This is a genomic window from Variovorax sp. Soil_C_33 (assembly GCF_057656935.1).
Map to the genome: position 1 here is coordinate 122308 of NZ_JBDGJK010000017.1, position 24537 is coordinate 146844.

At 69.1% G+C, this 24537-nt stretch carries 25 protein-coding genes; 24 read left to right on the forward strand and 1 reads right to left on the reverse strand.

What is annotated here, in order from left to right:
* The first annotated feature begins 46 nt into the window (after positions 1–46).
* The 19 genes from AC3A6B_RS23615 to AC3A6B_RS23705 all read left to right on the forward strand — a co-directional run bounded on the left by AC3A6B_RS23615 (position 47) and on the right by AC3A6B_RS23705 (position 18386).
* A complete protein-coding gene (locus tag AC3A6B_RS23615; RefSeq protein ID WP_487839076.1) occupies positions 47–1228 on the forward strand; it encodes a CaiB/BaiF CoA transferase family protein in 1182 nt (393 codons plus the stop codon).
* A gap of 46 nt (positions 1229–1274) precedes the next feature.
* Entirely contained in the window at positions 1275–2288 is a 1014-nt protein-coding gene (locus tag AC3A6B_RS23620) for an AraC family transcriptional regulator (RefSeq protein WP_487839077.1), read from the forward strand.
* Positions 2289–2513: 225 nt separating this feature from the next.
* Positions 2514–4016, forward strand: coding sequence for a class I adenylate-forming enzyme family protein (locus AC3A6B_RS23625; RefSeq protein ID WP_487839078.1), 1503 nt, complete (start codon positions 2514–2516; stop codon positions 4014–4016).
* Entirely contained in the window at positions 4013–4432 is a 420-nt protein-coding gene (locus AC3A6B_RS23630) for a PaaI family thioesterase (protein WP_487839079.1), read from the forward strand. The genes AC3A6B_RS23625 and AC3A6B_RS23630 overlap by 4 nt, the downstream gene beginning before the upstream one ends.
* Positions 4433–4460: 28 nt before the next feature.
* Positions 4461–5447, forward strand: a complete 987-nt coding sequence (locus AC3A6B_RS23635; protein WP_487839080.1) for a tripartite tricarboxylate transporter substrate binding protein — start codon at positions 4461–4463, stop codon at positions 5445–5447.
* Positions 5448–5452: 5 nt separating this feature from the next.
* A complete protein-coding gene (locus AC3A6B_RS23640) occupies positions 5453–6268 on the forward strand; it encodes an SDR family oxidoreductase (protein ID WP_487839081.1) in 816 nt (271 codons plus the stop codon).
* Positions 6265–6702, forward strand: a complete 438-nt coding sequence (locus AC3A6B_RS23645) for a PaaI family thioesterase (RefSeq protein WP_487839082.1) — start codon at positions 6265–6267, stop codon at positions 6700–6702. The genes AC3A6B_RS23640 and AC3A6B_RS23645 overlap by 4 nt, the downstream gene beginning before the upstream one ends.
* A 96-nt stretch (positions 6703–6798) precedes the next feature.
* Positions 6799–7983 (forward strand): lipid-transfer protein, encoded by a 1185-nt coding sequence (locus AC3A6B_RS23650; RefSeq protein ID WP_487839115.1) that lies wholly within the window; start codon positions 6799–6801, stop codon positions 7981–7983.
* Positions 7984–7986: 3 nt separating this feature from the next.
* On the forward strand, positions 7987–8430 hold the full coding sequence (locus tag AC3A6B_RS23655) for a MaoC family dehydratase N-terminal domain-containing protein (protein WP_487839083.1): 444 nt from the start codon (positions 7987–7989) through the stop codon (positions 8428–8430).
* A 306-nt stretch (positions 8431–8736) separates the two neighbouring features.
* Positions 8737–9162 (forward strand): MaoC family dehydratase, encoded by a 426-nt coding sequence (locus AC3A6B_RS23660; protein ID WP_487839084.1) that lies wholly within the window; start codon positions 8737–8739, stop codon positions 9160–9162.
* A 22-nt stretch (positions 9163–9184) separates the two neighbouring features.
* Positions 9185–10012 carry an SDR family NAD(P)-dependent oxidoreductase gene (locus tag AC3A6B_RS23665; RefSeq protein ID WP_487839085.1) on the forward strand — a complete coding sequence of 276 codons (828 nt, stop codon included), beginning with the start codon at positions 9185–9187 and terminating at the stop codon, positions 10010–10012.
* The gene (locus AC3A6B_RS23670; RefSeq protein ID WP_487839086.1) at positions 10012–11169 is read left to right on the forward strand and encodes an acyl-CoA dehydrogenase family protein; all 1158 of its coding nucleotides are present in this window, start codon (positions 10012–10014) and stop codon (positions 11167–11169) included. Before AC3A6B_RS23665 ends, AC3A6B_RS23670 begins: the two co-directional genes overlap by 1 nt.
* A 143-nt stretch (positions 11170–11312) precedes the next feature.
* Positions 11313–12920 (forward strand): long-chain-fatty-acid--CoA ligase, encoded by a 1608-nt coding sequence (locus AC3A6B_RS23675; RefSeq protein WP_487839087.1) that lies wholly within the window; start codon positions 11313–11315, stop codon positions 12918–12920.
* Entirely contained in the window at positions 12917–13717 is an 801-nt protein-coding gene (locus AC3A6B_RS23680; protein ID WP_487839088.1) for an enoyl-CoA hydratase/isomerase family protein, read from the forward strand. Before AC3A6B_RS23675 ends, AC3A6B_RS23680 begins: the two co-directional genes overlap by 4 nt.
* A gap of 14 nt (positions 13718–13731) precedes the next feature.
* Positions 13732–14637 (forward strand): SDR family NAD(P)-dependent oxidoreductase, encoded by a 906-nt coding sequence (locus AC3A6B_RS23685; protein ID WP_487839116.1) that lies wholly within the window; start codon positions 13732–13734, stop codon positions 14635–14637.
* Positions 14638–14643: 6 nt separating this feature from the next.
* A complete protein-coding gene (locus tag AC3A6B_RS23690; protein WP_487839089.1) occupies positions 14644–15039 on the forward strand; it encodes a Zn-ribbon domain-containing OB-fold protein in 396 nt (131 codons plus the stop codon).
* Positions 15036–16214: a thiolase gene (locus AC3A6B_RS23695; protein WP_487839090.1), complete on the forward strand. Its 1179-nt coding sequence runs from the start codon at positions 15036–15038 to the stop codon at positions 16212–16214. Before AC3A6B_RS23690 ends, AC3A6B_RS23695 begins: the two co-directional genes overlap by 4 nt.
* Positions 16215–16224: 10 nt before the next feature.
* Positions 16225–17379, forward strand: coding sequence for an acyl-CoA dehydrogenase family protein (locus AC3A6B_RS23700; RefSeq protein ID WP_487839091.1), 1155 nt, complete (start codon positions 16225–16227; stop codon positions 17377–17379).
* Between the two features lie 32 nt (positions 17380–17411).
* A complete protein-coding gene (locus AC3A6B_RS23705; protein ID WP_487839092.1) occupies positions 17412–18386 on the forward strand; it encodes a Bug family tripartite tricarboxylate transporter substrate binding protein in 975 nt (324 codons plus the stop codon).
* Between the two features lie 34 nt (positions 18387–18420).
* Here AC3A6B_RS23705 and AC3A6B_RS23710 read toward each other — a convergent pair whose 3' ends face one another.
* Positions 18421–20031, reverse strand: a complete 1611-nt coding sequence (locus AC3A6B_RS23710; protein ID WP_487839093.1) for a bifunctional 3-(3-hydroxy-phenyl)propionate/3-hydroxycinnamic acid hydroxylase — start codon at positions 20029–20031, stop codon at positions 18421–18423.
* 141 nt (positions 20032–20172) lie between these two features.
* Between AC3A6B_RS23710 and AC3A6B_RS23715 the strand changes: the two genes are divergently transcribed.
* From AC3A6B_RS23715 to AC3A6B_RS23735, 5 genes are all read left to right on the forward strand, one after another.
* The gene (locus AC3A6B_RS23715) at positions 20173–21282 is read left to right on the forward strand and encodes an alcohol dehydrogenase catalytic domain-containing protein (protein WP_487839094.1); all 1110 of its coding nucleotides are present in this window, start codon (positions 20173–20175) and stop codon (positions 21280–21282) included.
* A gap of 13 nt (positions 21283–21295) precedes the next feature.
* Complete coding sequence (locus AC3A6B_RS23720) at positions 21296–22183, forward strand: fumarylacetoacetate hydrolase family protein (RefSeq protein ID WP_487839095.1); 888 nt, start codon at positions 21296–21298, stop codon at positions 22181–22183.
* Complete coding sequence (locus AC3A6B_RS23725) at positions 22180–22725, forward strand: cupin domain-containing protein (RefSeq protein ID WP_487839096.1); 546 nt, start codon at positions 22180–22182, stop codon at positions 22723–22725. The genes AC3A6B_RS23720 and AC3A6B_RS23725 overlap by 4 nt, the downstream gene beginning before the upstream one ends.
* A gap of 116 nt (positions 22726–22841) precedes the next feature.
* Positions 22842–23243 carry a nuclear transport factor 2 family protein gene (locus AC3A6B_RS23730; protein WP_487839097.1) on the forward strand — a complete coding sequence of 134 codons (402 nt, stop codon included), beginning with the start codon at positions 22842–22844 and terminating at the stop codon, positions 23241–23243.
* Positions 23244–23311: 68 nt separating this feature from the next.
* On the forward strand, positions 23312–24535 hold the full coding sequence (locus AC3A6B_RS23735; protein ID WP_487839098.1) for an amino acid ABC transporter substrate-binding protein: 1224 nt from the start codon (positions 23312–23314) through the stop codon (positions 24533–24535).
* Positions 24536–24537: the final 2 nt, after the last annotated feature.

Here is a 24537-nt window from a genome sequence, read left to right on the forward strand (position 1 = left end):
TGCCGCCATTGCCGCGGTGGCGAGGGCCGCCTAGATTGCAGGCCTCATGAGCCCTTCCCCTGATTCCCCGGCGCGCGCACCCGCCGGCGCCCCGCTCGCAGGCGTGCGCGTGCTCGACCTGACCCGGCTGCTGCCGGGCCCGCTTGGCACGATGCATCTCGCCGATCTCGGCGCCGACGTCGTCAAGATCGAGGACACCGGCGCCGGCGACTACGCGAGCCCCGCCGTGCGCGCGCTCGTCAACCGCAACAAGCGCGCGATCCGCATCGACCTCAAGCACGCCGATGGCGTGGCCACGCTGCTGCGCCTGTGCCGCGATGCCGACGTGCTGGTGGAAGGCTTCCGGCCCGGCGTGATGCAGCGGTTGGGGGTGGGCTACGAAGCGGTCGCGGCCGTCAATCCGCGCATCGTCTACTGCAGCATCAGCGGCTTCGGCCAGACCGGGCCGTTGCGCGACACGCCGGGGCACGACTTGAACTATGCGGCGCTCGCCGGCGTGGCCGACCAGATCGGCAACGCCGCGGGCCCAGCGCTGTCGAACCTGCCGGTGGCCGATCTGCTGGGAGGCACCATGACGGCGGTGGCAGGGATCCTTGCCGCGCTATTCGATGCCTCGCGCAGCGGCCGCGGTCGGCATGTGGACATCGCGATGGCCGACGGCGTGCTCGCCCATGCGGTGCTGCCGCTGGCCGGTCTGCACCAGCACGGCCAGGTGCCGCAAATCGGCCACAGCGCGCTGACGGGTGCGCTCGCCTGCTACGGCTTCTATCGCACCGCCGACGGCCGGCAGCTCGCGGTCGGAGCGCTGGAGGCGAAGTTCTGGCACGAGCTGTGCCGCACGCTGGAGCGCCCCGATCTCGCGCCGCTGCACCGCAGCGGCGACCCCGCGACCGAGGAGCGCCTGCGCACGGAGCTGGCCGCCATCTTCGGCGCGCGGCCGCTCGCGCACTGGCGCAGCCTGTTCCACGACGGCGTCGGCTGCGTGACGCCGGTGCTGCGCATCGACGAGACGCTCGCGCATCCGCACTTTCGCGCGCGCCGCATGCGCGTCGCCGCCGACGATGCGGCGCCGCCGCAGCTCGGCTGCCCCATCAAGATGAGCGGGTTCGAGCCCTCCGCCCCGCGGCCGGCCCCGCGCGCCGGCGAGCACACCGAGGAGATCCTGCGCCAGGCCGGGCTCGAGGCGTCGGCCGTGGCCGCCCTGAGGGCTGCGGGCGTCGTCGACTGAGTTGCGCTGCCTACAATCATCGGCCGAGCCGCGGCGGCCGCCATCGATGACGCTCACCCACCACACCGTTGCCATCCAGCAGGTGCACAGCATCCTGATGGGCGCGCGCCATCGCGGGCTCGATACGGCGCCCCTGTTGGCACGCGCGGGCATCGCGCCCTCGCTGCTGGAGTCGCCGCTGGCGCGCCTCTCGCAGCGCCAGTACGCGCTGCTGATCCGCGCCTTGCGGCGCGAACTGCGCGACGAGATCTGGGGCCTGCTGAGCCGTCCCCTGCCGCCCGGAAGCTTCGGCCAGTGCATGCGTCAACTGGTGCGCTGCGCCACGTTGGGCGAGGCCCTGCGCGACGGCTTCGCCATGTATCACCTGCTGGTGCACGACTTCGTGCCGCGCCTTACGGTCCGCGAGGGCAGCGCGCATGTGCAGTTCGTGCTGCGGCGTGCCTCCGATGCGCGGCTGGACTATGCGGTGAAGGCTTTCATGCTGCTCGCCTTCAACGCCTTCTCCTGGCTGGTGGCGCGCCGCATCCCGCTGCTGGAGGTGGACTACACGGCGGAGCAGACGAGCACCGACACATCGCGCGTCTACCAGGTGCCGATCCGCTACGGCCAGCCGCATGTCGGCCTGTGGTTCGATGCGCGCTGGCTGGCGCTGCCGGTCGTCCAGTCGCCGCAGAGCCTGCGCGAATTCCTCGCCGGCTCGCCCGCCAACCTGATCGTGAAGTACCGCGACACCAGCAGCCTCACCGAGCGCATTCGCCGGCTGCTGCGCAAGCGGCTGGGCGACGACCTGCCGTCGCTGGAGGAAGTGGGCGAGGCGCTCGCGGTGACGCCGCAGACGCTGCGCCGCCGTCTGCGCGAGGAGGGCCGCGGCTTCCAGCAGATCAAGGACGAACTGCGGCGCGATGCCGCCATCGAGTACCTGCTGCACACGCCGCTGCCCTTGCTGGACATCGCCAACCGCGTGGGCTTCTCGGAAGCCAGCACCTTCCATCGCGCCTTCAAGCAGTGGACCGGCGTGGCCCCGGGCGAATACCGCCTGTCGCACGGGCCGGAACGCTGAGCGGCTTGCTGGGGCTTGGTCGGCTCATTCGGCGCTGGGGCGGGACCAGGCCGGCCTGATGCATCAAGCGCCGCGGGTGTTCATGGATTGAACGACCGTCCCGACCGTCTCAAGCACACGTCTGCATGAGCGCTTTCGCCAAGACATTTGGCGCTTCTCGCCATGGGTCCGGGCCGCAGCCTTGCCTAAGCTTGCCTGCACCACAACAAGCCTGGGGACTCCATCGTGTATCTCACCCAAGGCCTGCATCGTGCGCTGCAGCGCTGCCCCGACAAGACCGCACTCACGCACCTCGACGATGCCGGCACGCGCCGTCATACGCATGCGCAGCTGATGAAGGGCGTGGCCCTGCAGGCGGCGGCGCTGGCGAAGCGCGGCATCGGGCGCGGCGACCGCGTGGCGCTGCTCGCGCCCAACAGCGATCGGCTGGTGCGCGCCATCCTCGCCTGCTGGTGGCTGGGCGCCGCCGCCTGCCCATTGAACATCCGCTGGAGCACGCCCGAGCTGGCGCACGCGCTGCAGGACAGCGAAGCCGCGCTGCTGCTGGTCGACGCATCGCTGGCAGCGCTCGCACCCCGCAACGGGCCCGCGCTGGTCGAGCTGAGCGCGCTGGAAGAAGAGGGCGCCAGGCTGGAGCCGCTGGCCGACACGCGCACCGGCGGCGACGCGCTCGCCGCCATCCTCTACACCGGCGGCACCACCGGGCGGTCCAAGGGCGTGATGCTGAGCCATGCGAACTTCTGGACCGCCTCGATGGCCCGGGCCGCCGAGTTGAACAACGCGCCCGACTCGGTCTCGCTGCTGGTGGCGCCGCTGTTCCACGTCGCCGGCCTCGGCCGCCTGGTGGGCCAGCTGATCGCCGGCGGCCACTGCGTGACGATGGCGCAGTTCCGCCCCGCTGCGGTGATCGAGGCGGTCGCGGAGCACCGCATCGGCGACATCATCGTCGTGCCGAGCATGCTGCAGTCGCTGCTCGACGATCCCGCCTTCACGCCCGAGCGTGTGCAGAGCCTGAATCGCATCGCCTTCGGTGCCGCGCCGATGCCGCCGGACCTGCTGGACCGCGCCCTGGCCGCCTGGCCGCACGCCGAGTTCTTCCAGGCCTATGGCCTCACTGAAACCGCAGGTGCCGTGTGCATCAACCTGCCGGCGAACCACCGGGCCGAGGCACGCGCGCTTGGATTGCTGAACGCCGTCGGCCGCGCCGGCCTCGGCGCCGAGATCATCGTCGCCGACGAGCGCGGATGCGAGCTGCCGCGCGGCGAAGTGGGCGAGGTGCTGGCACGCGGGCCAATGGTCATGCAGGGCTACTGGCGCAACCCCGAGGCGACGGCCTCCGCCTTGCGCGACGGCTGGCTGCACACCGGCGATGCGGGCCGCATGCTGAGCGACGGCCATCTCTTCATCGTCGACCGCCTGAAGGACATGATCATCAGCGGCGGCGAGAACGTCTACTGCGCCGAGGTGGAGGCAGCGCTGCGCAGCCATCCCCGGGTCGCGCAGGCGGCGGTCATCGGCGTGCCGGATGCGCGCTGGGGCGAGGCGGTACATGCGGCGGTCGTGATGGCCGGCGATGCCAATGCCACAGAGGATGAACTGCGCGCCTGGTGTCGCGAGCGCCTGGCCGGCTACAAGTGCCCGCGCGGCATCAGCTTCCTGCGCGAGCTGCCGATGTCGGCCGCCGGCAAGGTGCTGAAGAACGTGCTGCGCGAGCAGGTGCGCGCATGAAGCCGGTCGCGGGCGGGGACCGGCGCAACCTGTTCGGCCGCGTGCCCTTCATGCAGCTGCTGGATGCGCGGCGCGAGTTCGCCGAAGCCGGCCGCGCGCGCGTCGTCATCGACGAGCGTCCGGAGCTCGGCAACGTCGTCGGCGCGATGCACGGCGGCGTGCTGGTCACGCTGCTCGACGTGGTCATGGCCAGCGCCGCCGTGTCGGTGTTCGACTTCGCCCGCACGGCGGTCACGCTCAACCTCAACACCAGCTTCCTCGAGCCGGGCCGCGGCCGGCTCAGGGCCGACGGCGAGGTCGTGCAGCACGACACCGGCGTGGCCTGGTGCCGCGCCTCGATCACCGATGCGGGCGGGCGCGTCGTCGCACAGGCCCAGGGAACGTTCCGCTACCTGCCGCTGCCGCAGGCTTCTTGAACCGCCAACCCGATAACCAGGAGACACCATGAACATGCTCAACCGCTCCCTGTACCGGCGCTCGGCGCTCGGCGCCTTGTTCGCGCTCGGCGCCGCAGCCGCGGCCAGCCCCGCGCTCGCCGCCGACCCGTTTCCCGCCAAGCCGATCACGCTGGTGATGCCGTTCCCGCCCGGCGGCTCCTTCGATCCGATCTTCCGCCCGCTGGCCGAGGCGGCCTCGCGCGAGCTCGGCCAGCCGGTCGTGCTGATGCACCGCCCGGGCGCGGGCGGCATCAACGGTCCCGGCTCGGTGGCCGTGATGAACGAATCCGACGGCTACACGCTGGCCGTGATCCACAACTCCGTGATCCGCGCGCCGCTCTTGCACAAGATCAACTGGCATCCGCTGCGCGACTTCAGCTACATCGCCGGCCTGTTCGGCATGGTCACCGGCATCGTCGTGGCCAACGACGCGCCGTGGAAGACATTGGACGAACTGCTCGCCGATGCGAAGAAGCGCCCCGGCGCGATCAGCTGGGGCACGGTGGGCGCCACCAGCATCAACCGCATCTACGGCGAGCGTCTCGCGCGCATGAACGGCACCACCTTCAACATGGTGCCCTTCAAGGGCGGCGGCGAAGCCTTCAACGCCGTGATCGGCCACCACCTCGACGTCTACGGCGACCCCGGCTTCGGCGCGCAGGTGCAGGGCGGCAAGGTGCGGCTGCTCGCGACATTCACCGCCGAGCGCCTCGCGCGCTATCCCGGCGTGCCGACGGTGAAGGAGCTCGGGCACGACCTCGTCATCGACTCGCCGGTCGGCCTGGCGGCGCCGAAGAACCTCGATCCGAAGATTGCCGCGCGGCTGGCCGCCGCCTTCCGCAAGGCCTCGGCCGACCCGGTGTATCTGAGCCAGCTGGAGCAGTTCGACATGCAGCCCAAGTGGATGGACGCCGAGGTCTACGCCGCCTACGCCAAGGCCCAGTTCGAGCGCGACACCAAGATGCTGGCCGAGCTCGGCTTCAAGCCGGAGTGAGCGCGATGGACTTTTCCGCCTTCGACTTCCAGGGCCGCCACGTGTTCGTGGCCGGCGGTTCCAGCGGCATCAACTTCGGCATCGCGCAGGCCTTCGCGCGCGCCGGCGCGCGCATCACGGTGCTGAGCCGCTCGGCGGACAAGGTGGCGACGGCCGCGCAGCAGCTGGAGGTTCTCGGCACCGAAGCGATCGGCATCCCGGCGGACGTGCGCCAGCCCGAGGCGCTGGAGCGCGCCTTCGCGCAGGCCGCCGAGCGCTTCGGCCCCATCGACGTGCTGGTCTCGGGCGCCGCCGGCAACTTCCTTGCCAGCGCGCTCGACATGTCGCCCAACGCCTTCAAGACGGTGGTAGACATCGACCTCCTGGGCAGCTTCAACGTCGCGCGGCTGGCGCATGCGCACCTGCGCCAGCCCGGCGCCTGTGTGATCCAGATCTCCGCCGGGCAGGCCTTCATCCCCACGCCCTTCCAGGCCCACGTGTGCGCGGCCAAGGCGGGCGTGGACATGCTGACGCAGGTGCTGGCGCTGGAGTGGGGGCCGCAGGGCATCCGCATCAACTCCATCGTGCCCGGGCCGATCGCCGACACCGAGGGCCTGAAGCGCCTCGCGCCCACCGACGAGACGATGGCCGCGATGGCGCAGCGCGTGCCGCTGAAGCGCCTGGGCCGCATCGAGGACATCAGCCGCATGGCGATGCTGCTGGCCAGCGACTGGGGCTCCTACATTACCGGCGCAGTCATTCCGGTCGATGGCGGTCTCGCGCTGACGGGCCCGCGCGACTTCACCGCGGCGGCCGCTGCCTCGAAGCGGGAGAAGGCATGAGCCTGCACCTCGCGAGCGCGCAGCAGCCGGAGGAGGGCGACCGGCCGCGCAGCGGCCCGCAGCGCTACGTCCCCTTTTCCGAGCACCTCGGCCTGCGGGTCGAGCGCGCCGAGGGCGGCGAAGCCGTGGTGTCGGTGGAACTGCGCCCCGAACTGCTGAACAACCACGCGAGCGGCCACGGCGGCGTGCTCATGACCCTGCTCGACAGCGCGATGGCGCATGCCGCGCTCTCGCGCATCGCCTATGCGCGCGAGGTCGTCACCGTCGACATGCACATCGCCTTCATGCGGCCGAGCGGCGGGCGGTTGAAGGCTTTGGGACGCGCCACCGGCGGCGGCCGCTCGGTGTGCTTCTGCGAAGCCACCGTCACCGACGCCGGCGGCGAGGTGGCGGCGCGCGCCATGGGCACGTTCCGCTACCGCGATCCGGCATGAGCGTTTCGGCCAATCGTTTTGGCCCGATCCGCGATTGTTGAAGCGCGTGCCGCGGCCGAGACTTCTCCCATCCATTCAGGAGCTTCCATGACACGTATGCAGCGCCCCGTCCACGTGGTCGGCGTGGGGATGATCCCCTTCACCAAGCCCGGCGCCAGCGACCCGTACACCGTGATGGGCGCGCGCGCGGCGAAGCTCGCGCTAGACGATGCCGGCGTAGCCTACCCCCTGGTGGAGCAGGCCTACGTCGGCTATGTCTACGGCGACTCCACCGCCGGCCAGGCGGCCATCTACGGCGTCGGCTTGAGCGGCATTCCGGTCTTCAATCTCAACAACAACTGCTCCACCGGCTCGAGCGCGCTGTTCCTCGCGCGCCAGGCGGTCGAGAGCGGCGCGGTGGAATGCGCCATCGCGCTCGGCTTCGAGCAGATGCAGCCCGGCGCGCTCAAGGGCGCGTACGATGACCGGCCTTCGCCGATGGCGCGTTTCGCCGAGGTGATGACGCAGAAGCAGGGCTTCATCCCCGAAGCGCCGCGCGCAGCACAGTTCTTCGGCGGCGCCGGGCGCGACTACATGGCGCAGCACGGCATCCGCCGCGACACCTTCGGCCGCATCTCGGTGAAGGCGCGCCAGCATGCGGCGCGCAATCCGTTGGCGGTGTTCCGCCAGACGCTGACGCTGGACGAGGTGATGGCTTCGCCGCTGGTCTTCGATCCGCTCACCCGCTTCCAGTGCTGCCCGCCGACCTGCGGTGCGGCCGCGGCCATCGTCTGCTCGGCCGAGTTCGCGAAGAAGCACGGCCTGGACATGCGTGTCGTGATCGCGGCGCAGGCAATGACCACCGACACGCCATCCACATTCGAGAGCCAGGACATGCGCAAGCTGGTGGGCTACGACATGACGGCGGCCGCTGCGAAGCAGGTGTACGAAGACGCCGGTATCGGCCCCGAGGAACTGGACGTGGTGGAACTGCACGACTGCTTCACCGCCAACGAGCTGATCACCTACGAGGCGCTGGGCCTCACGCCCGAGGGCACGGCGGAGCGCTTTATCGTCGAGGGCGACAACACCTATGGCGGCCGCGTGGTGACCAACCCCTCCGGCGGCCTGCTGTCAAAGGGCCATCCGCTCGGCGCCACCGGCCTCGCGCAATGCGCCGAGCTGGTGTGGCAGCTGCGCGGCCGGGCCGAGCAGCGCCAGGTGGAAGGCGCGCGGCTCGCGCTGCAGCACAACCTGGGCCTGGGCGGCGCCTGCGTGGTGACGCTCTACCAGGTTGCATAAAAAATGATCGATCGCCGCCACATCGGCCACACGCTGCCGCCCTTCCAGGTGGAAGTGGAGAAGGGCCGCTTGCGCTTCTTCGCCAAGGCCACTGGCCAGACCGATCCCGTCTACATCGACGAGGCCGCGGCCCGCGACGCGGGGCATCCGGGCCTGCCGGTGCCGCCCACCTTTCTCTTCTGCCTGGAGATGGAATCGCCCAACCCGGCCGCCATCCGCGAGCTGCTGGGCATGGACTACCGCAGCCTGTTGCACGGAGAGCAGGGCTTCAACTATCACGCGATGGCCTATGCCGGCGACACGCTGAGATTCCAGCAGCGCATCGACGACATCTACGACAAGAAGAACGGCGCGCTGGAGTTCGTGGTGCGCAAGACGCGCGTGAGCAATCAGCGGGACGAACTCGTGGCCGAGCTGCGTTGCGTGACGGTGGTGCGCAATGGGTGACACGGTTTCGGGGCGGGATCAGGCCGGCGGGGCGCGCTGCTCCGCTCATGTCCCCCGGCGGCCTGCGGCCGCCTCCTCCTTTACTTCGCTGCGCAGCGCGCCCCACCGGCCTGATCCTTCAAACGTGGTGGGTGTTCATGGGTTGAACGACACGGGCGCGTCCAGGCCGAGGGCGGCGGGTGCCCGATGGAGCGAAGTAAAGGAGGAGCAGCGGCCGCAGCCCGCTGCGGGGGACATGAGCGGAATCGGGCACCCGGCGCCCTCGGTCCGCCCCCGCACTCAATCAACCGGCCTTCAGCAATGACGATGACTACCACCCTTCCGGACTGGACCACGCTGCAGCCCGGCGACACGCTCCCGCCGCTCGAACTGCCGCCGATCACCCGCCTCGCACTCGCGCTGTACTGCGGTGCCTCCGGCGACCACAACCCGATCCACGTCGACACCGACTTCGCCCAATCCGCCGGCATGCCCGACGTGTTCGCGCACGGCATGCTGTCCGCCGCCTGGCTCGGACGGCTGCTCACGAACTGGGTGCCGCAGTCGGCGATTCGCTCGCTCGATGTGCGCTTCGCCGCCATCACCCATGTCGGCGAGCGCATCAGCTGCACCGGCAAGGTTGCCGAGAAGTTCGAACACGAAGGCAGGCGCTGCGTGCGGCTGCACATCGCGACGGCCAACCAGGACGGCATCCACAAGCTCACCGGCGAGGCGCTCATCGCTTGGAATTGACACAGCACACAGGAGACAACACATGAACCGCAAACTCGAAGGCCAGGTCGCCATCGTCTCCGGCTCCGGCCGCGGCATCGGGCGCGAGATCGCGCTCAAGCTGGCGAGCGAAGGCGCGCGCGTCGTCGTCAACGACCTCGACGCCGAACCTGCCGCGCAGACCGTCGCCGACATCGTCGCCGCCGGCGGCAGCGCCGCCGCCTGCGCCGGCAGCGTCACGGACAGCGGCTTTGCCGACCGCTTCGTGCGTACCGCCGTCGACACCTACGGCGGCCTGGACATCATCGTCAACAACGCCGGCTACACCTGGGACAACGTGGTGCAGAAGATGACCGACGAGCAGTGGGAAGCCATGCTCGCCGTGCACCTGACCGCGCCCTTCCGCATCCTGCGCGCGGCCTCCAATTTCATCCGCGATGCCGCCAAGCGCGAGGCCAACGAAGGCCGCGAAGTGTTCCGCAAGGTGGTCAACATCTCCTCCACCTCCGGCGTCTACGGCAACGCCGGCCAGGCCAACTACGCGGCCGCCAAGGCCGGCATCAACGGGTTGACCAAGGCCATGGCCAAGGAGTGGGGGCGCTACAAGGTCAACGTCAACAGCGTCGCCTTCGGATTGATCAAGACCCGGCTGACCGAGGCCGATGCCAGCGCCGGCGCCAGCATCGACATCGAGGGCCGGCAGATCAAGGTGGGCGTCAATCCGCAGATCCTGAAGAACGCGGAAGCCATGATTCCGCTGGGCCGCGGCGGCACGCCGCAGGAAGCGGCCGGCGCGGTCTACATGTTCTGCATTCCGGAGTCGAACTATGTGAGCGGGCAGGTGCTGGTCTGCGGAGGCGGGCGGCCGTGATGAACCCCAGCCGGCCCTGGATGACGGCAGAGCTGGAGATGCTGCGCGACAGCGCGCGCCGCTTCTTCGAGCGCGAGTGCGTCCCGAACGAGGCGCGCTGGCGCGCGCAGCACCATGCCGACCGCGACATCTGGACCCGGGCCGGCCAGGCAGGGCTGCTGTGCGCCAGCATCCCGGAGGAATACGGCGGCGGCGGCGGCAGCTTCCTGCACGAGGCGGTGATCTGCGAGGAGCAGATGCGCGCCATGGCGCAGGCCTTCAGCAACAACGTGCACAGCGGCATCGTCGCCCACTACGTCTTGGCCTACGGCACCGAGGCGCAGAAGCGCCGCTGGCTGCCGCGCATGGCCAGCGGCGAGCTGGTGGCGGCCATCGCGATGACCGAGCCCGGCGCCGGCACCGACCTGCAGCGCATCAAGACGCAGGCGCGGCGCGATGGCGGCGATTGGCGCATCAGCGGCAGCAAGACCTTCATCACCAACGGCATGCACGCCGGTCTGGTCTGCGTCGCCGCGAAGACGGATGCCGCCGCGGACGGTGCCAAGAGCATTTCGCTGCTGATGGTGGAGACCGAAGGCACGGCAGGCTTTCGCCGCGGGCCGCTGCTGGACAAGATGGGCCAGAAGACGCTGGACACCACCGAGCTCTTCTTCGACGATGTGCGCGTGCCGGCCGAGAACCTGCTCGGCGCCGAGGAAGGCCGCGGCTTCGCGCAGCTCATGGCGCAGCTGCCGCGCGAGCGCATGTTGATCGCCGTCGGCGCGGTGGCGACGATGCAGCGCGCGATCGGCGACACGCTCGACTACGTGCGCGACCGCCAAGTCTTCGGCGAGCCGCTCCTGAAGATGCAGAACACCCGCTTCAAGCTCGCCGAGTGCGAGACACAGGCGCAGGTGGCACGCGCCTTTGTCGACGACTGCATCGCCCGGTTGATGCGCAACGAGCTCGATGTGCCGACGGCGGCCATGGCCAAGTGGTGGACCACCGACGCCTGCTGCCGCATCGTCGACGAGTGCCTGCAGCTGCACGGCGGCTACGGTTTCATGAACGAATACCCGATCGCGCGGCTCTATGCCGACGTGCGCGTCGGCCGTATCTATGGCGGTGCCAACGAGGTGATGAAAGAAATCATCGCCCGCGCCATGGAGAAGCAATGATGGTGAGCGCCGCACGGCCGCCCGAAGGCGCGAGGGCCCACTTGGGGGGCGGCGACCCACACGCAGTGGGGGAGCGTGGGGGAACTGTTCCCGAGCGTCCGCATTTCCGCTTTTGGCCCAAAGGCGTCGCGCGCGAGCTGGTCGTGCCGCAGACGACGCTGCCCGAGTGCCTCGAGCTCGCGGCGCGGCGCTATCCGCATAAGGCCGCCATCGTCTACTGCGGCAGCGTCATCCGCTACGCCGAGCTCCAGCGGCGCGTGGCCGCGATGGCGGCCTGGCTGCGCGGCACGCTCCAGCTGCGGCGCGGCGACCGCGTGCTGGTGGCCAGCCAGAACTGCCCCCAGTTCGTGATTGCCTGCTACGCGGTCCTGCGCGCGGGCGGCGTCGTGGTGCCCGTCAATCCCATGAGCAAGGCCCGGGAGGTCCGCTACTACGCCGAGGACAGCGGCGCGCGCATCGCGTTCGTGGCGCAGGAGCTGCTCGATCACTTCGAGCCGGGCCTGTTCGACCGGATCGTCGTGCACGCGTACGCCGAGGCCATGGGGGAGCGCGCCGACGAGGTCCCCGACTGGGTGCTCGAGCCGCTGCGTCCGATCTCGCGCCCGGATTGCACAGGCTGGGACAGCATGCCGGCCGAAGGCGACGGCGCCGACTCGGGCATCCGCCCCGAAGACCTCGCCATCCTGCCCTACACCTCGGGCACCACCGGCCACCCCAAGGGCTGCATGCACACCCACCAGACGGTGATCGCCTCGCTGGCCGCCTCGCATGTCTGGAAGGGCCTGCATTGCGAGACGGTGGTGCTCGCGGTTGCACCGCTGTTCCACATGCTCGGCCTGCAGAACGGCATGAACATGCCGATCTTCCTGGGCGGCACCTCGGTGATGCTCCCGCGGTGGAATCCGGCCCTGGCCGCCCGGCTGATCGAGCGGCATCGCGTCAGCGCGTGGACGGCCCCGCCGGCGATGATCCTGGACTTCTTCTCGCATCCCGAGGTCGCGCAGCGCGACATCTCCAGCCTGACCCTGCTGTCCGGCGGCGCTGCGGCGATGCCGGAAGCGGTGGCGACGATGATGCAGCAGCGCTGGGGCATCACCTACAACGAGGGCTACGGCCTGACGGAGACCGCATCCTTCCTGCAGGCCAACCCGCTCGCGCGCGGCAAGCGCCGATGCCTGGGCATCCCGGCGCAGGGCGTCGACACCCGCATCGTGGACCCCGAGACGCTGAAGGAACTGCCGCAGGGCGAGGTCGGCGAGCTGGTCACCCATGCGCCGCAGAACACCATCGGCTACTGGCGCAATCCGCAGGCCGACCGCGAAGCCTTCTTCGAGCTGGAGGGCAAGCGCTTCTTCCGTACCGGCGACCTGGCGCACATGGACGAGGAAGGCTACTTCTTCATGCGCGACCGCCTCAAGCGGATGATCAACAGCTCGGGCTACAAGGTCTGGCCGGCCGAGGTGGAGAACATGATGTACGAGCATCCGGCGATCCACGAGGCCTGCATCATCGGCGTGCCCGACGCCAGGCAGGGCGAGGCGGTGAAGGCGATCGTCTCGCTCAAGCCCGCCTTCCGCGGCGAGGTGACCGAGCAGGACATCGTCGATTGGGCGCGCGGCCGCATGGCGGTCTACAAGGCGCCCCGTGTCGTGGAATTCATCGACGCCCTGCCCAAGTCGGGCACGGGCAAGATCCTCTGGCGCGAGCTGCAGGAGCAGGATCGCGCCGCGGCGGACAAGGAATCCAAATGAGCGAGACCCCGGTTCGCTTCGAGCGCCGCGGCACCACCGCCGTCGTCACCCTCGACAACCCCGCCACCCGCAACTCGCTCACCCCCGAGCTGAAGGAGGGCCTGGCCGCCGCCATCGCGCAGGTCAAGGCCGACAGCGGCATCCGTGCCGTGGTGATCACTGGCGCCAACGGCGCCTTCTGCGCGGGCGGCGACCTGCGCGGCATCGCCGCCGCCGGCACGCTGGAGAGCGACGGCCTGCGCGCGCGCATGCAGGGCACGCACGCGATCTTCCGCGAGCTGTTGTCGCTGGACCGCCCCGTCATCGCCGCGGTGGACGGCGCGGCCTACGGCGCCGGCTTCAGCCTGGCGCTGGCGGCGGACTTCGTGCTGGTCACGCGGCGCGCCCGCTTCTGCATGGTCTTCATGCGTATCGGGCTTGTCCCCGACTGCGGCGCCACCTACACCCTGCCGCGCATCGTCGGCGCGCAGCGCGCCCGCGAACTGTTCCTCTCGGCCAGGGAAGTGGACGCGCGCGAGGCGCTGGCGCTCGGCATCGCCATAGAGCAGCACGAGCAGGCCGCGCTGCTGCCGCGGGCGCTGGCCCTGGCGGACAGCTTCGGCGGCGCCTCGCCGCTGGCCGTGGGCCTGGTCAAGCGCATCGCGCTCGACGCGGGCGCCATGGAGGCCGCCTTCGAGGCCGAGGCCAACGGCCAGGCGCTGTGCTTCCAGACCACGCCGCACCGCGAGGCGGTCCAGCGCTTTTTCGACAAGGAGCCGCCGGCCTTCCAGTGGCCGGCGCGCACGGAAAAGGAGTGAAACGCATGAACAGGATGGTGGAGAACAAGGTCGTCGTCGTCACCGGTGCCGGCGGCGGCATTGGCCGCGACATCGCGCTGGCCATGGCGCGCGAAGGGGCCCGGGTGGTGGTCAACGACATCGGCGCCTCGGTGGGCGGCGAAGGCCAGGACGCAGGCCCGGCGCAGGCTGTGGTCGACGAAATCAAGGCCTTCGGCGGCCAGGCCGTGGCCAACACCGACAGCGTGTCGGAACAGACTTCCGCGGCGCGCATCGTCGGCACGGCGGTGGAGGCCTTCGGCCGCATCGACGTGATCGTCAACAACGCCGGCATCCTGCGCGACCGCTTCTTCCACAAGATGAGCGCGGAGGAATGGGACGCGGTCATCAAGGTGCACCTGTACGGCAGCTTCCATGTGAGCCGCGCCGCGGCCACTCACTTCAAGGAGCAGGAAAGCGGCTGCTTCGTGCACATGACCTCCACCTCCGGGCTGGTCGGCAACTTCGGCCAGGCCAACTACAGCGCGGCCAAGCTCGGCATCGCGGCGCTGTCGAAGTCCATCGCGCTCGACATGCAGAAGTTCCACGTGCGCTCCAACTGCATCTCGCCTTTTGCCTGGAGCCGGATGATCGGCTCGATCCCGACCGAGACGCCCGAAGAGCAGGCGCGCGTCGATCGCCTGAAGCAGATGACGCCCGCCAAGATCGCGCCGCTGGCCGTCTGCCTGGCCAGCGATGCGGCCGGGGATGTCAACGGCCAGATCTTCGCCGTGCGCAACAACGAGATCTTCCTCATGAGCCAGCCGAGGCCGGTGCGCTCGGTGCACAGCAGCGAAGGCTGGAGCCCGCAGACCGTGGCCAGCCACGCGCTGCCGGCGCTGAAGGCGAGCTTCTACGACCTGGAGCGTTCGGCCGACGTGTTCAGCTGGGACCCGATCTGAGCGACCATGACCATGCAGACTCTCAACGAAGGCGTGCAGGCCTTCAATCAGCGCGAGCTGGACGCCGGCCGCTTCGTCCTCCAGTGCTGCGGAGGTTGCGGCCGCTATGTGTACTACCCGCGCGAGGGCTGTCCGCACTGCGGCAGCACCGCGCTCGAATGGAAGCGCTTCAGCGGCCTCGGCACGGTGCATGCCGTGACCACCGTGCGGCGCAAGCCGGCGGACGGCGGTGACCTCAACGTCAGCCTGATCGATCTGGACGAAGGCGTGCGTCTCATGAGCCGCGTGGACAACCTTGCGCCCGATGCGGTGCGCATCGGCCAGCGCGTCAAGGCACGGGTGCAGGTGAAGGATGGCCGCGGCCTGGTGCTGTTCGACGCCATCGAAGGAGCGCAGGCATGAGCGCCGGATTGAAGGCATTGCGCGGCAGCGCCGCGATCGCCGGCGTCGCCACCTTCGGCTGCGGCGAGATGCCCGGCTTTACCGACATGGAACTGCTGGCGCGCTCGGCACGCGCGGCCGTGGCGGATGCGGGGCTCGCAATGAGCGACATCGACGGCCTGTGCACCGCCAGCGCCTCGGCCGCGATGTGGGCCTTGCCGGTGGTCGAGTACCTCGGCCTCAACCCGCGCTACATCGACGGCACGATGCTCGGCGGCAGCAGCTTCATCGCGCACCTGCTGCCCGCGATGCAGGCCATCCGCGCCGGCCAGTGCAGCGCGGTGCTCATCTGCTACGGCAGCGCGCAGCGCAGCGCCGCCTTCGGCCGGCGCGAGATCGTGGCGGCACGCCGCTTCCTCGACCCGCAGCCCTACGAGCATCCCTACGAGCCGATGCTGCCGGTATCGGCCTACGCGCTGGCCGCCTCGCGCTACATGCACGAGTTCGGCACCACGCGCGAGCAGCTCGCCGACGTGGCGGTGGCGGCGCGTGCGTGGGCCCGCCTCAACCCCGAGGCCTTCATGCGCGAACCGCTCACGCGCGAGGAGGTGCTGGGCGCGCGCATGGTGTCGGACCCGCTCACCGTGCGCGACTGCTGCCTGGTCACCGACGGCGGCGGCGCCTGCGTGCTGGTGAGCGCCGAGCGCGCGCGCGACCTGCCGAAGAAGCCGGTCTACGTGCTCGGCAATGCGACTGCGGTGTGGAACCGGCAGATCTCCTCGATGGCGGACCTCACCGTCACGGCCGCCAGCCAGTCGGGCCGCGAGGCCTTCGCGATGGCGGGGCTCGCGCCCAAGGACATCGACGTGGTGCAGCTCTACGACGCCTTCACCATCAACACGCTGCTGTTCCTCGAAGACCTGGGCTTCTGCCCCAAGGGCGAGGGCGGCCCCTTCGTCGCCGACGGCGCCATCGCCCCGGGCGGCCGGCTACCGGTCAACACCAACGGCGGCGGGCTGTCCTGCGTGCACCCGGGCATGTACGGCATCTTCGCGCTGATCGAGGCCGTGCGGCAGCTGCGCGGCGAATGCGGCGAGCGCCAGGTGAAGAACGCGCACACCGCCATCGCGCATGGCAACGGCGGCATGTTGTCCAGCCAGGCCACCGCCGTTCTCGGCACCGCCGAAGCACTTTGAGGAAGCAAGCATGATCCGAGACCCGCAAACCCTGCAGGCCCTGCTCGACGCCGTCGAACGCTTCGTGCGCGAACGGCTGGTGCCGGCCGAAGCGCAGGTGGCCGAGACCGACGAGATCCCCGAGGACATCGTGCGCGAGATGAAGGCGCTGGGCCTGTTCGGCCTGACCGTGCCCGAAGAGTACGGCGGCCTGGGCGTGACGATGGAAGAGGAGGTGATGGTGATGCTGGCCATGGGCCAGACCTCGCCCTGCTTCCGCTCGCTCTTCGGCACCACGGTGGGCATCGGCTCGCAGGGCATCCTGCTGGACGGCACCGAGGCGCAGAAGAACAAGTACCTGCCGCTGCTCGCGACCGGCGAGCTGATCGCCTCCTTCGCGCTGACCGAGCCCGACGCCGGCTCCGACGCGGCCTCGCTGCGCACCACGGCCATCCGCGAGGGCGATCACTACATCGTCAACGGCACCAAGCGCTTCATCACCAACGCGCCGCATGCCGGCATCTTCACGCTGATGGCGCGCACGAATCCGGAAGACAAGGGCGCGGGCGGCGTCTCGGCCTTCATCGTGGAGGCGAACACGCCGGGCATCAGCATCGGCCGCAAGGACCGCAAGATGGGCCAGCGCGGCGCCCACACGGCCGACGTCATCTTCGAGAACTGCAAGGTGCCTGCCGCACAGCTGATCGGCGGCCGCGAAGGCCAGGGCTTCAAGACCGCGATGAAGGTGCTGGAGAAGGGCCGCATCCACATCGCCGCCATCTGCGTCGGCGTGGCCGAGCGCATGCTGCGCGACGCGCTGAACTACGCCATCGAGCGCAAGCAGTTCGGCCAGCCCATCGCCGAGTTCCAGCTGGTGCAGGCGATGCTGGCCGACAGCCAGGCCGAGATCTACGCCGCGCGCAGCATGGTGATCGATGCGGCGCGCCGGCGCGACGAGGGCCGCAACGTCTCGACCGAGGCCTCCTGCTGCAAGCTCTTCGCCTCCGAGATGTGCGGCCGCGTGGCGGACCGCGCGGTGCAGATCTTCGGCGGCGCCGGCTACATCGCCGACTACGGCATCGAGCGCTTCTACCGCGATGTGCGCTTGTTCCGCCTGTACGAAGGCACGACGCAGATCCAGCAGATCGTCATCGCCCGCAACCTGGTGCGCGAAGCGATGCATTGAGTTTTTCCCCACCCACCCGAGGAGACAAGACCATGAAGACATCGAAGATGCGAAGACTCTGCATTGCCGCCGGCCTGGCTGCGCTGCTGGCCGCGCCGGCCGTGGCGCAAACGGCTTATCCGAGCCAGCCGCTGAAGCTGATCGTGCCGTACCCCGCCGGCGGCGCGACCGACACCCTGGCGCGCACCATTGGGCAGAAGCTGCAGGAAGCCTGGAACCAGCCCGCGGTGGTGGAGAACCGCCCTGGCGCGGGCGGCACCATCGGCAATGGTTTCGTCGCCAAGGCGCCGGCCGACGGCCACACCCTGCTGATCGCCATCACCGCGCTGATCCAGCAGCCATCGCTGATGGAGAAGCTGCCCTACGACCCGCTGAAGGACTTCGCGGCGGTCACCATGATCGCGCGCAGCCCGAGCATGCTGGCGGTGCCGCTGGATTCGCCCGCGAAGGACCTGAAGAGCTTCATCGCGATGGTGAAGGCCAGCCCCGGCAAGCACAACTTCGGCAGCTACGGCGCCGGCACCTCCTCGCACATCCAGGGCGCGCTGCTGAACATGCAGGCCGGCATCGACCTGGTGCACGTGCCCTTCCAGGGCGCCGCGCCGCTGGTGACCAACCTGGTCGGCGGCCAGCTGGCCTCGGCCTTCATCGACAGCGCCAGCGCGCGGCCGCATCTCAAGTCGATGCGCCCGCTGGCGGTGACCGGCACGCAGCGCATGCCCGGCCTGCCGGACGTGCCCACCTTCGCCGAGCTGGGCTACCACTCCTTCGACCCTTACGGCTGGTTCGGCGTGTTCCTGCCGGCGGCGACGCCGGCGCCGGTGGTGCACAAGCTCTCGGACGAGATCGACCGCATCCTGCGCCTGCCGGAGGTGACGGCCAAGATCGAGGCGCTGGGCCTGCAGGTGGGCGGCGGCAAGCCGGAGGAGTTCCAGAAGGTGGTGCGCACCGATGCGGCCATCTACGCCAGGATCATCAAGGACGCCAACATCCGGCTCGCGCCCTGAGCCTGCGCGTGCCTGACGGGGCCGCCGGCCAGGGTCAATCCAGCATCGAGGCGGGGCCGCTGGTCGCGGCCATTCCGATGGCAATGCGGGCGTGTTCCAGCAGCGCCTGCGCACCGTCGAGATCGGCGGCAACGCCATAGACGATGTGGTCCGGGCGCACGAGCGCCGCGTTGCATTGCTGCGTATCGAACCAGCGCGCGATGACGCCATCGGCCTCTGCGAATCCGGTCAGGCCGTCGATGTCTCCGGGATCGCACAGGCAGACCGCCTTTGCATGCAGGGCCTGGAGGGCGGCGGCCAGCGCTTCGAACTGTTCGCCCGAAGGCGCATCACGCAGGAACAGCAGGAAGCCGCGGGGCAGCAGGTCGTCCATCATCTGCGCGGTGCCCCGCGGGCCAAGCCGTCCCACCGCCTGCGGGAAGGGGGTGCCTGCGGCGCCATGCTCACCGTCGATCAGGCCGTGGCGCACGCCGGGCAGCAGGCTCTGGCGCAACTGCATCCTGACCTGGCCGCCTTGCTGCTCGCGCAGGGCCCGATCGCGCTCGGCAGCGCGTTCGGCGTCGCGCTCGCAGATGATCTGGCCCAGGCGCTTGACGGTGCGGGTGGTCTCCTCGACCTGCGGGCCACGCTCCGTGCCGTAGCTGTCCAGCAGCGCGTCGGACGCATCGCCCTGCAGCACCCGGTCGAGCTTCCAGGCCAGGTTGAGGGCGTCGCGCAAGCCCTGGCACATGCCCTGCGCCAGGAAGGGCGGCATCTGGTGCGCCGCGTCGCCGGCCAGCAGCACGCGTCCTTGCCGCCACTGCTCGAGGACGACCGCATGGAAGCGGTAGGTCGCCGCCCGCCAGATGCGCGCCTCGTGCGGAGCGAGCCAGGGCGAGAGCAGGGTCCAGATCGCGTCGTGCGGCATCTCGCGCTGCCCGGCCTCGTGCGGCAGCAGCAGGAACTCCCAGCGCCGGTGCGTGCCGGGCCCCACCACGTAGGTGCAGGGGCGCGCCGGGTCGCAGTACTGGATGTTGGTGGCCGGCAGGCGCGCGAGCGTGTCCTCGTTGACGTGCATGTCGACCACGATCCACGGTTCGTCGAACTGCAGGCTCTTGAGGCCGAGGCCGAGCTGCTTGCGCATGGGGCTGGTGCCGCCGTCGCAGGCGACCACGTAGCGCGCCCGCAGCCGGGCCTGCGTGCCGTCCGGCGCCCGCACGGACAGCGCCGCGTACTCGCCTTCCTCCTGCACCGACGCGGCTTCATGGCCAAGGTGGACCGACACCGAAGGCATCTCGCCCACCGCGCGGCGCAGCGCGGCTTCAAGCGCCGGCTGGTTGAAGGTGTACGAAGGCGCCCAGGCCAAGGGGTAGGGCGAAGGGCCCATGTCGAAATGCTGGATCGGCTGGCCATCCGCGCCCTGGTAGATCGTGGGGCGATAGGGCGTCATGTGGGGTGCCAGCGCGCCCGCAATGCCGATCTCCTGGAAGGTGCGCAGCGCCTCGTGGTCCAGCGCGAAGGCGCGCGGCAGCGGGTAGATCTGGTCGGACTTGTCGAACACGGCCACGCGCCTGCCGCGGCGGCCGAGCAGCGCGGCCAGCGAGGCGCCGACCGGGCCGAAGCCGATGACGGCGACATCGACCGGCTCGCCGAAGGATTGATTCACTCGTTGTCTCCAAATGCAGGAAGACAAAATTGTGCATAAAAATAGATGTTATGCACCGAGGGTTCTCCCGGATGGCATTCGTCATCGCTGCGCAGAAAAATGCACAAAACCAGATTTGTGCAAACAACCAAGGAGACGCCAATGTCGATGATGAAAGCCGCCCGACTTCACAAGGTCGGCGCCCCGATGGAGATCGAGCAACTGCCCATTCCGCAGCCCGCCGCCAACGACGTGCAGGTGCGGGTGCATGCCTGCGGCATCGTGCCGAACCTGGGCAACATCCTGGCGAACTGGACTACCTGGTTCCCAGAGCTGCCGCTGCCGCCGCTGCCGGCCGTCTTCGGCCTGGACCCGGCCGGAGAGGTGACGGCCGTCGGCTCCCACGTCCACACCTGGAAGCCGGGCGACCGCGTGTACGTGAACCCGAGCCTGTACTGCGGCGGCTGCCGCGCCTGCCGCAACGGCGACCTCATCAACTGCACGCACTACGCCTTCAGCGGCTACTTCGGCTTCTCGCAGAACTCGCTCAAGCTCTACAAGAACTACCCGTACGGCGGCCTGTGCGAATACATGGTCGCGCCCCAGTACGCGCTGGTGAAGCTGCCCGACAACGTGAGCTTCAACCAGGCCGCGCGCTTCGGCTACCTGGGCACCATGTACTCGGCGCTGCGCAAGGCCAAGGTGGGGCCCGGCCGCAGCGTGCTGATCAATGGCATCAGCGGTACGCTGGGCATCGGCGGCGCGCTGTTCGGCCTGGCGATGGGCGCCACGCGCATCCTTGGCACCGGCCGCAACAAGGAACTGCTCGAGCGCGTGAAGGCGCTGGCGCCGGACCGCATCGAGGTGTTCTCGAACGCGAACGGCGAGGCCATCGACGCGTGGGCCAAGGCACGCACCGACGGCCTGGGCGTGGACACCTTCATCGACGCGCTGGGCCCGGGCGCGCCGCACGAGACCATGCAGCAGGGCGTTCGCGCGCTCAAGCGCGGCGGGCGCGCCTTCAACATCGGCGCCATCGCCGGCATGGTAGGCATGGATCTGCACACCATGATGGACGAGCAGCAGAGCATCGAAGGCTCGGCCTGGTTCACGGCCGGCGAAGGCCAGGACATGGCCGACATGGCCGAGGCCGGAACGCTGGACCTCTCGGTGTTCGAGCATGTCTGCTATCCGCTGGACCGCATCAACGAGGCGATCTCGGGCATCGCGACGCGCAACGGCGGCTTCAGCAACTTCGTCATCAACCCCTGAGCGGCGGAGTCCCATGAAGCTTTTGTCCTTTGTTCTGCAAGGGCGCGAAACCTGGGGCGCAGTCGTCGGCGACGGCGTCGTCGACCTGGGCCTGGCGATGCCGCAGCATGCGAGTCTCGCCGACTACATCGCCTCGGGCGACTACACGCGGGCCGCGCAGCACGTCGAGGGCCTGGCCCCGGCCGCGAAGCTGGCCGACATCCGCTTCCTGCCGGTGATTCCGCGCTCCGAGAAGATCATCTGCGCCGTGCGCAACTACATGGACCATCACCAGGAGGTGCTGGCCGCAGGCATGCAGCGCGAGCTCTCCGAGCAGCCGCCGATCTTCCTGCGCGTGTGGCGCTCGCAGTGCGCGCACAACGCGCCCATCGTGCGCCCGCGGGTGTCGGAGTCGCTGGACTGGGAAGGCGAGCTCGCGGTCATCATCGGCAAGGGCGGGCGCGACATCGCCGAAGCCGACGCCTACGACCATGTGGCCGGCTATGCCTGCTACAACGACGGCAGCGTGCGCGAATGGCAGTTCCATGCCAAGCAGATCGCCTCGGGCAAGAACTTCGAATCGACCGGCGGCTTCGGCCCTTGGATGGTGACCGCGGACGAGATCGCGCCCGGGCGCGAGCTCAAGCTCCAGACGCGGCTCAACGGCGAGGTGGTGCAGTCCAGCCACACGGGTCACATGATCTTCAGCATCCCGAAGCTGATCAACTACGCCTCGACCATCTTCACGCTCACGCCCGGCGACGTGATCGCCACTGGCACCCCGGCCGGCGTCGGCTGGAGCAAGAAGCCGCCGCGCTTCATGAAGGCCGGCGACGTCTGCGAGGTCGAGATCGAGGGCATCGGCGTGCTGCGCAATCCGATCGTCGACCAACCATCACAGCAATCAGGAGACCGATCATGAAAGTCAGGCGTGTCGTTTTGGGTGTGGGTTCGAACGGAAAGTCGGGCGTGCTGTCGGATGAAGCGGCGCGACGCAACGTGGCGTTCAAGAGCGTGCCGGGGTTCGAGGCCAGCTTGCTCTGGTCGACGACCGCGTCCAGCGAGGCGGGTAGCAAGGCGACGTTCAGCGATCCGGCCATGGAAGCAAACTTTCTTCCAGGTGTCGGCGAGTCGCGCCTCATGTTCGTGACCTTCCCTCCCGACTCCGTGATGATGAAGGAAGATTTCGATGGAGCCGCGTTCGGGGCCGAGTTCGGCCAGTTGCTGCCGGGGTTGGCGGAAACGTTCGAGCCCGATGCGCCTGGCATGCACACCACCGACAGCATTGACTACGACGTCGTGCTGGATGGCGAGATCAGTCTCGAACTCGATGACGGCCAAGAGGTCCTTCTGAAGAAGCACGACGTCGCGGTGCAGCAAGGCAACCGGCATGCCTGGCGCAACAAGGGCGACAAGCCCGCCACGATGCTCTTCGTGCTGATGGGCAAGAAACGCGCGGCCTGACCGCCTGTTGCCGGACGGCGCCGCGTCGCGCCGCCAATTGCTGCGAATCGAATCTTCTCCAGTCCACGCTGGCGCGCCAGCCTGCGTGCCCCTGCTCTTCAAACTTTCAATCTCCCATGAGCACTTCCAAACAGGCAGACGACGCGAAAACGTTGATCGACCTCGAGCAGCAGCGCTGCAACGCGATGATGAATGGCGATACCGAACGCCTCCGCGAACTGCTGCACCGCGATCTGATCCACGTCCACGCCAAAGGCCAGGTCGACGGCTTCGACAGCTACTTCAGCACGGGTGGGTTCAATGCTCACTACAAACGCGTCGAACGGTCGGAGCTCGTCGTGCGCGTCACGGGCAACAGTGCGCTGATGACAGGCCGCCAGATGCTGGTGGGTGTACGCAAGAACGGCACCGGCACCGTGACCATCGACTCCCGTGTCATGCAGGTCTGGGTGAAGGAAGGAGAGCGCTGGCAGCAGCTCGCGTTCCAGACCACGCCCACCGAGATGAGCGTCGCCTGACCTCGGCATGCGCTGCGGCGGCACCAGCAACCACGTCATTCACCCTTGAGTCAACTCCGGAGACATCCATGACCGCAAAGCAACAACGCCGCGACTTCGTCCGTGTTCTGGGAGGCGCCGCGCTGGCGGCTTCGGTGCCCGGCGCCTTCGTGAGGGCGCAGGGCGCCGACGCCAAGATCAAGTTCGGGTGGGCCATCTCGAAGACCGGCCCGTTCGCCGGTGGCGCCGCGTCCGCGCAGCTTCCCAACTACCGGTTGTGGGTCGATGACGTCAACAAGGCGGGGGGCATCTCGGTCGGCGGCGCGAAGCGCCTCGTCGAAGTCGTCGAGTACGACGACCGCAGCCAGCCGGAAGAGGCGGTGAGGGCTATCGAGCGCATGGTCAACCAGGACAAGGTCGACTTTCTCTTGCCGCCGTGGGGCACCGGAATGAACCTGGCCGTTGCGCCGGCGTTCCACAAGGGCAACTTCCCGATGATCACGCCCACCTGCATCACCGATCAGCTGCCTCAACTCGTCAAGCGGTGGGACAACATGTTCTCGCTGCTCGGCACCCCGTCCAACTACTCGGATGCCATCGTCGGGCTGCTCACGCAGATGCGTACCGACGGCAGGATCGGCAGCAAGGTGGCCATGGTGAACGTGACCGACCAGGGCGGCCTGGAACTCGCCGGCGCCGCGCGCAAATCGCTGAAGGCCGCGAAGTTCGAAATCGTGGTCGACAGCAGCTATCCGATCTCCACCCAGGACATGACGCCCCTGATCGCAGACGCACAGCGCGCGAACCCGGATGTCTTCCTGGCCTTCAGCTACCCGCCGGATACCTTGGGTTTGACCGAGGCCGCCCGCGTGCGCGGCTTCAATCCGAAGGTGTTCTACGCCGGGATCGGAACAGCGTTGCCCCTGTACGTGGGAAAGTTCGGCGCCAACGCCGAAGGCGTCATGGGCCCGGGAGGCTGGAATCCGACTTCGGATGCCATCCGAGCCTACATCGCCAGGCACACCGCGCTGATCGGGCAGCCGCCCGAGCAATGGGTCAGCGTTCTCTGCTATTCGGGCCTGCAGGCGCTCGCTCAATCGATCGAGAAGGTGGGCAAGCTCGACCGGCCGGCCATCATCAAGACGCTCGGGTCGACGACCTTCGACACGGTCGCAGGGCCGTTGAAGTTCGACAACCATTTCATGGCGGGCGGCTGGACGGTCGGGCAATGGCAAGGCGGGACGTTCTCGGGAATTGCGCCAAAGAGATCGGGCGCGAAAGATCCCATCGCGAAGCCGGCCTGGAAGGCCTGAAA

Coding starts and splice junctions, on each gene's coding strand:
- AC3A6B_RS23615 (WP_487839076.1), top strand. CDS start 47: ATGAGCCCTTCCCCTGATTCCCCGGCGCGCGCACCCGCCGGCGCCCCG.
- AC3A6B_RS23620 (WP_487839077.1), top strand. CDS start 1,275: ATGACGCTCACCCACCACACCGTTGCCATCCAGCAGGTGCACAGCATC.
- AC3A6B_RS23630 (WP_487839079.1), top strand. CDS start 4,013: ATGAAGCCGGTCGCGGGCGGGGACCGGCGCAACCTGTTCGGCCGCGTG.
- AC3A6B_RS23635 (WP_487839080.1), top strand. CDS start 4,461: ATGAACATGCTCAACCGCTCCCTGTACCGGCGCTCGGCGCTCGGCGCC.
- AC3A6B_RS23640 (WP_487839081.1), top strand. CDS start 5,453: ATGGACTTTTCCGCCTTCGACTTCCAGGGCCGCCACGTGTTCGTGGCC.
- AC3A6B_RS23645 (WP_487839082.1), top strand. CDS start 6,265: ATGAGCCTGCACCTCGCGAGCGCGCAGCAGCCGGAGGAGGGCGACCGG.
- AC3A6B_RS23650 (WP_487839115.1), top strand. CDS start 6,799: ATGCAGCGCCCCGTCCACGTGGTCGGCGTGGGGATGATCCCCTTCACC.
- AC3A6B_RS23655 (WP_487839083.1), top strand. CDS start 7,987: ATGATCGATCGCCGCCACATCGGCCACACGCTGCCGCCCTTCCAGGTG.
- AC3A6B_RS23660 (WP_487839084.1), top strand. CDS start 8,737: ATGACTACCACCCTTCCGGACTGGACCACGCTGCAGCCCGGCGACACG.
- AC3A6B_RS23665 (WP_487839085.1), top strand. CDS start 9,185: ATGAACCGCAAACTCGAAGGCCAGGTCGCCATCGTCTCCGGCTCCGGC.
- AC3A6B_RS23670 (WP_487839086.1), top strand. CDS start 10,012: ATGAACCCCAGCCGGCCCTGGATGACGGCAGAGCTGGAGATGCTGCGC.
- AC3A6B_RS23680 (WP_487839088.1), top strand. CDS start 12,917: ATGAGCGAGACCCCGGTTCGCTTCGAGCGCCGCGGCACCACCGCCGTC.
- AC3A6B_RS23685 (WP_487839116.1), top strand. CDS start 13,732: ATGGTGGAGAACAAGGTCGTCGTCGTCACCGGTGCCGGCGGCGGCATT.
- AC3A6B_RS23690 (WP_487839089.1), top strand. CDS start 14,644: ATGACCATGCAGACTCTCAACGAAGGCGTGCAGGCCTTCAATCAGCGC.
- AC3A6B_RS23695 (WP_487839090.1), top strand. CDS start 15,036: ATGAGCGCCGGATTGAAGGCATTGCGCGGCAGCGCCGCGATCGCCGGC.
- AC3A6B_RS23700 (WP_487839091.1), top strand. CDS start 16,225: ATGATCCGAGACCCGCAAACCCTGCAGGCCCTGCTCGACGCCGTCGAA.
- AC3A6B_RS23705 (WP_487839092.1), top strand. CDS start 17,412: ATGAAGACATCGAAGATGCGAAGACTCTGCATTGCCGCCGGCCTGGCT.
- AC3A6B_RS23715 (WP_487839094.1), top strand. CDS start 20,173: ATGTCGATGATGAAAGCCGCCCGACTTCACAAGGTCGGCGCCCCGATG.
- AC3A6B_RS23720 (WP_487839095.1), top strand. CDS start 21,296: ATGAAGCTTTTGTCCTTTGTTCTGCAAGGGCGCGAAACCTGGGGCGCA.
- AC3A6B_RS23725 (WP_487839096.1), top strand. CDS start 22,180: ATGAAAGTCAGGCGTGTCGTTTTGGGTGTGGGTTCGAACGGAAAGTCG.
- AC3A6B_RS23730 (WP_487839097.1), top strand. CDS start 22,842: ATGAGCACTTCCAAACAGGCAGACGACGCGAAAACGTTGATCGACCTC.
- AC3A6B_RS23735 (WP_487839098.1), top strand. CDS start 23,312: ATGACCGCAAAGCAACAACGCCGCGACTTCGTCCGTGTTCTGGGAGGC.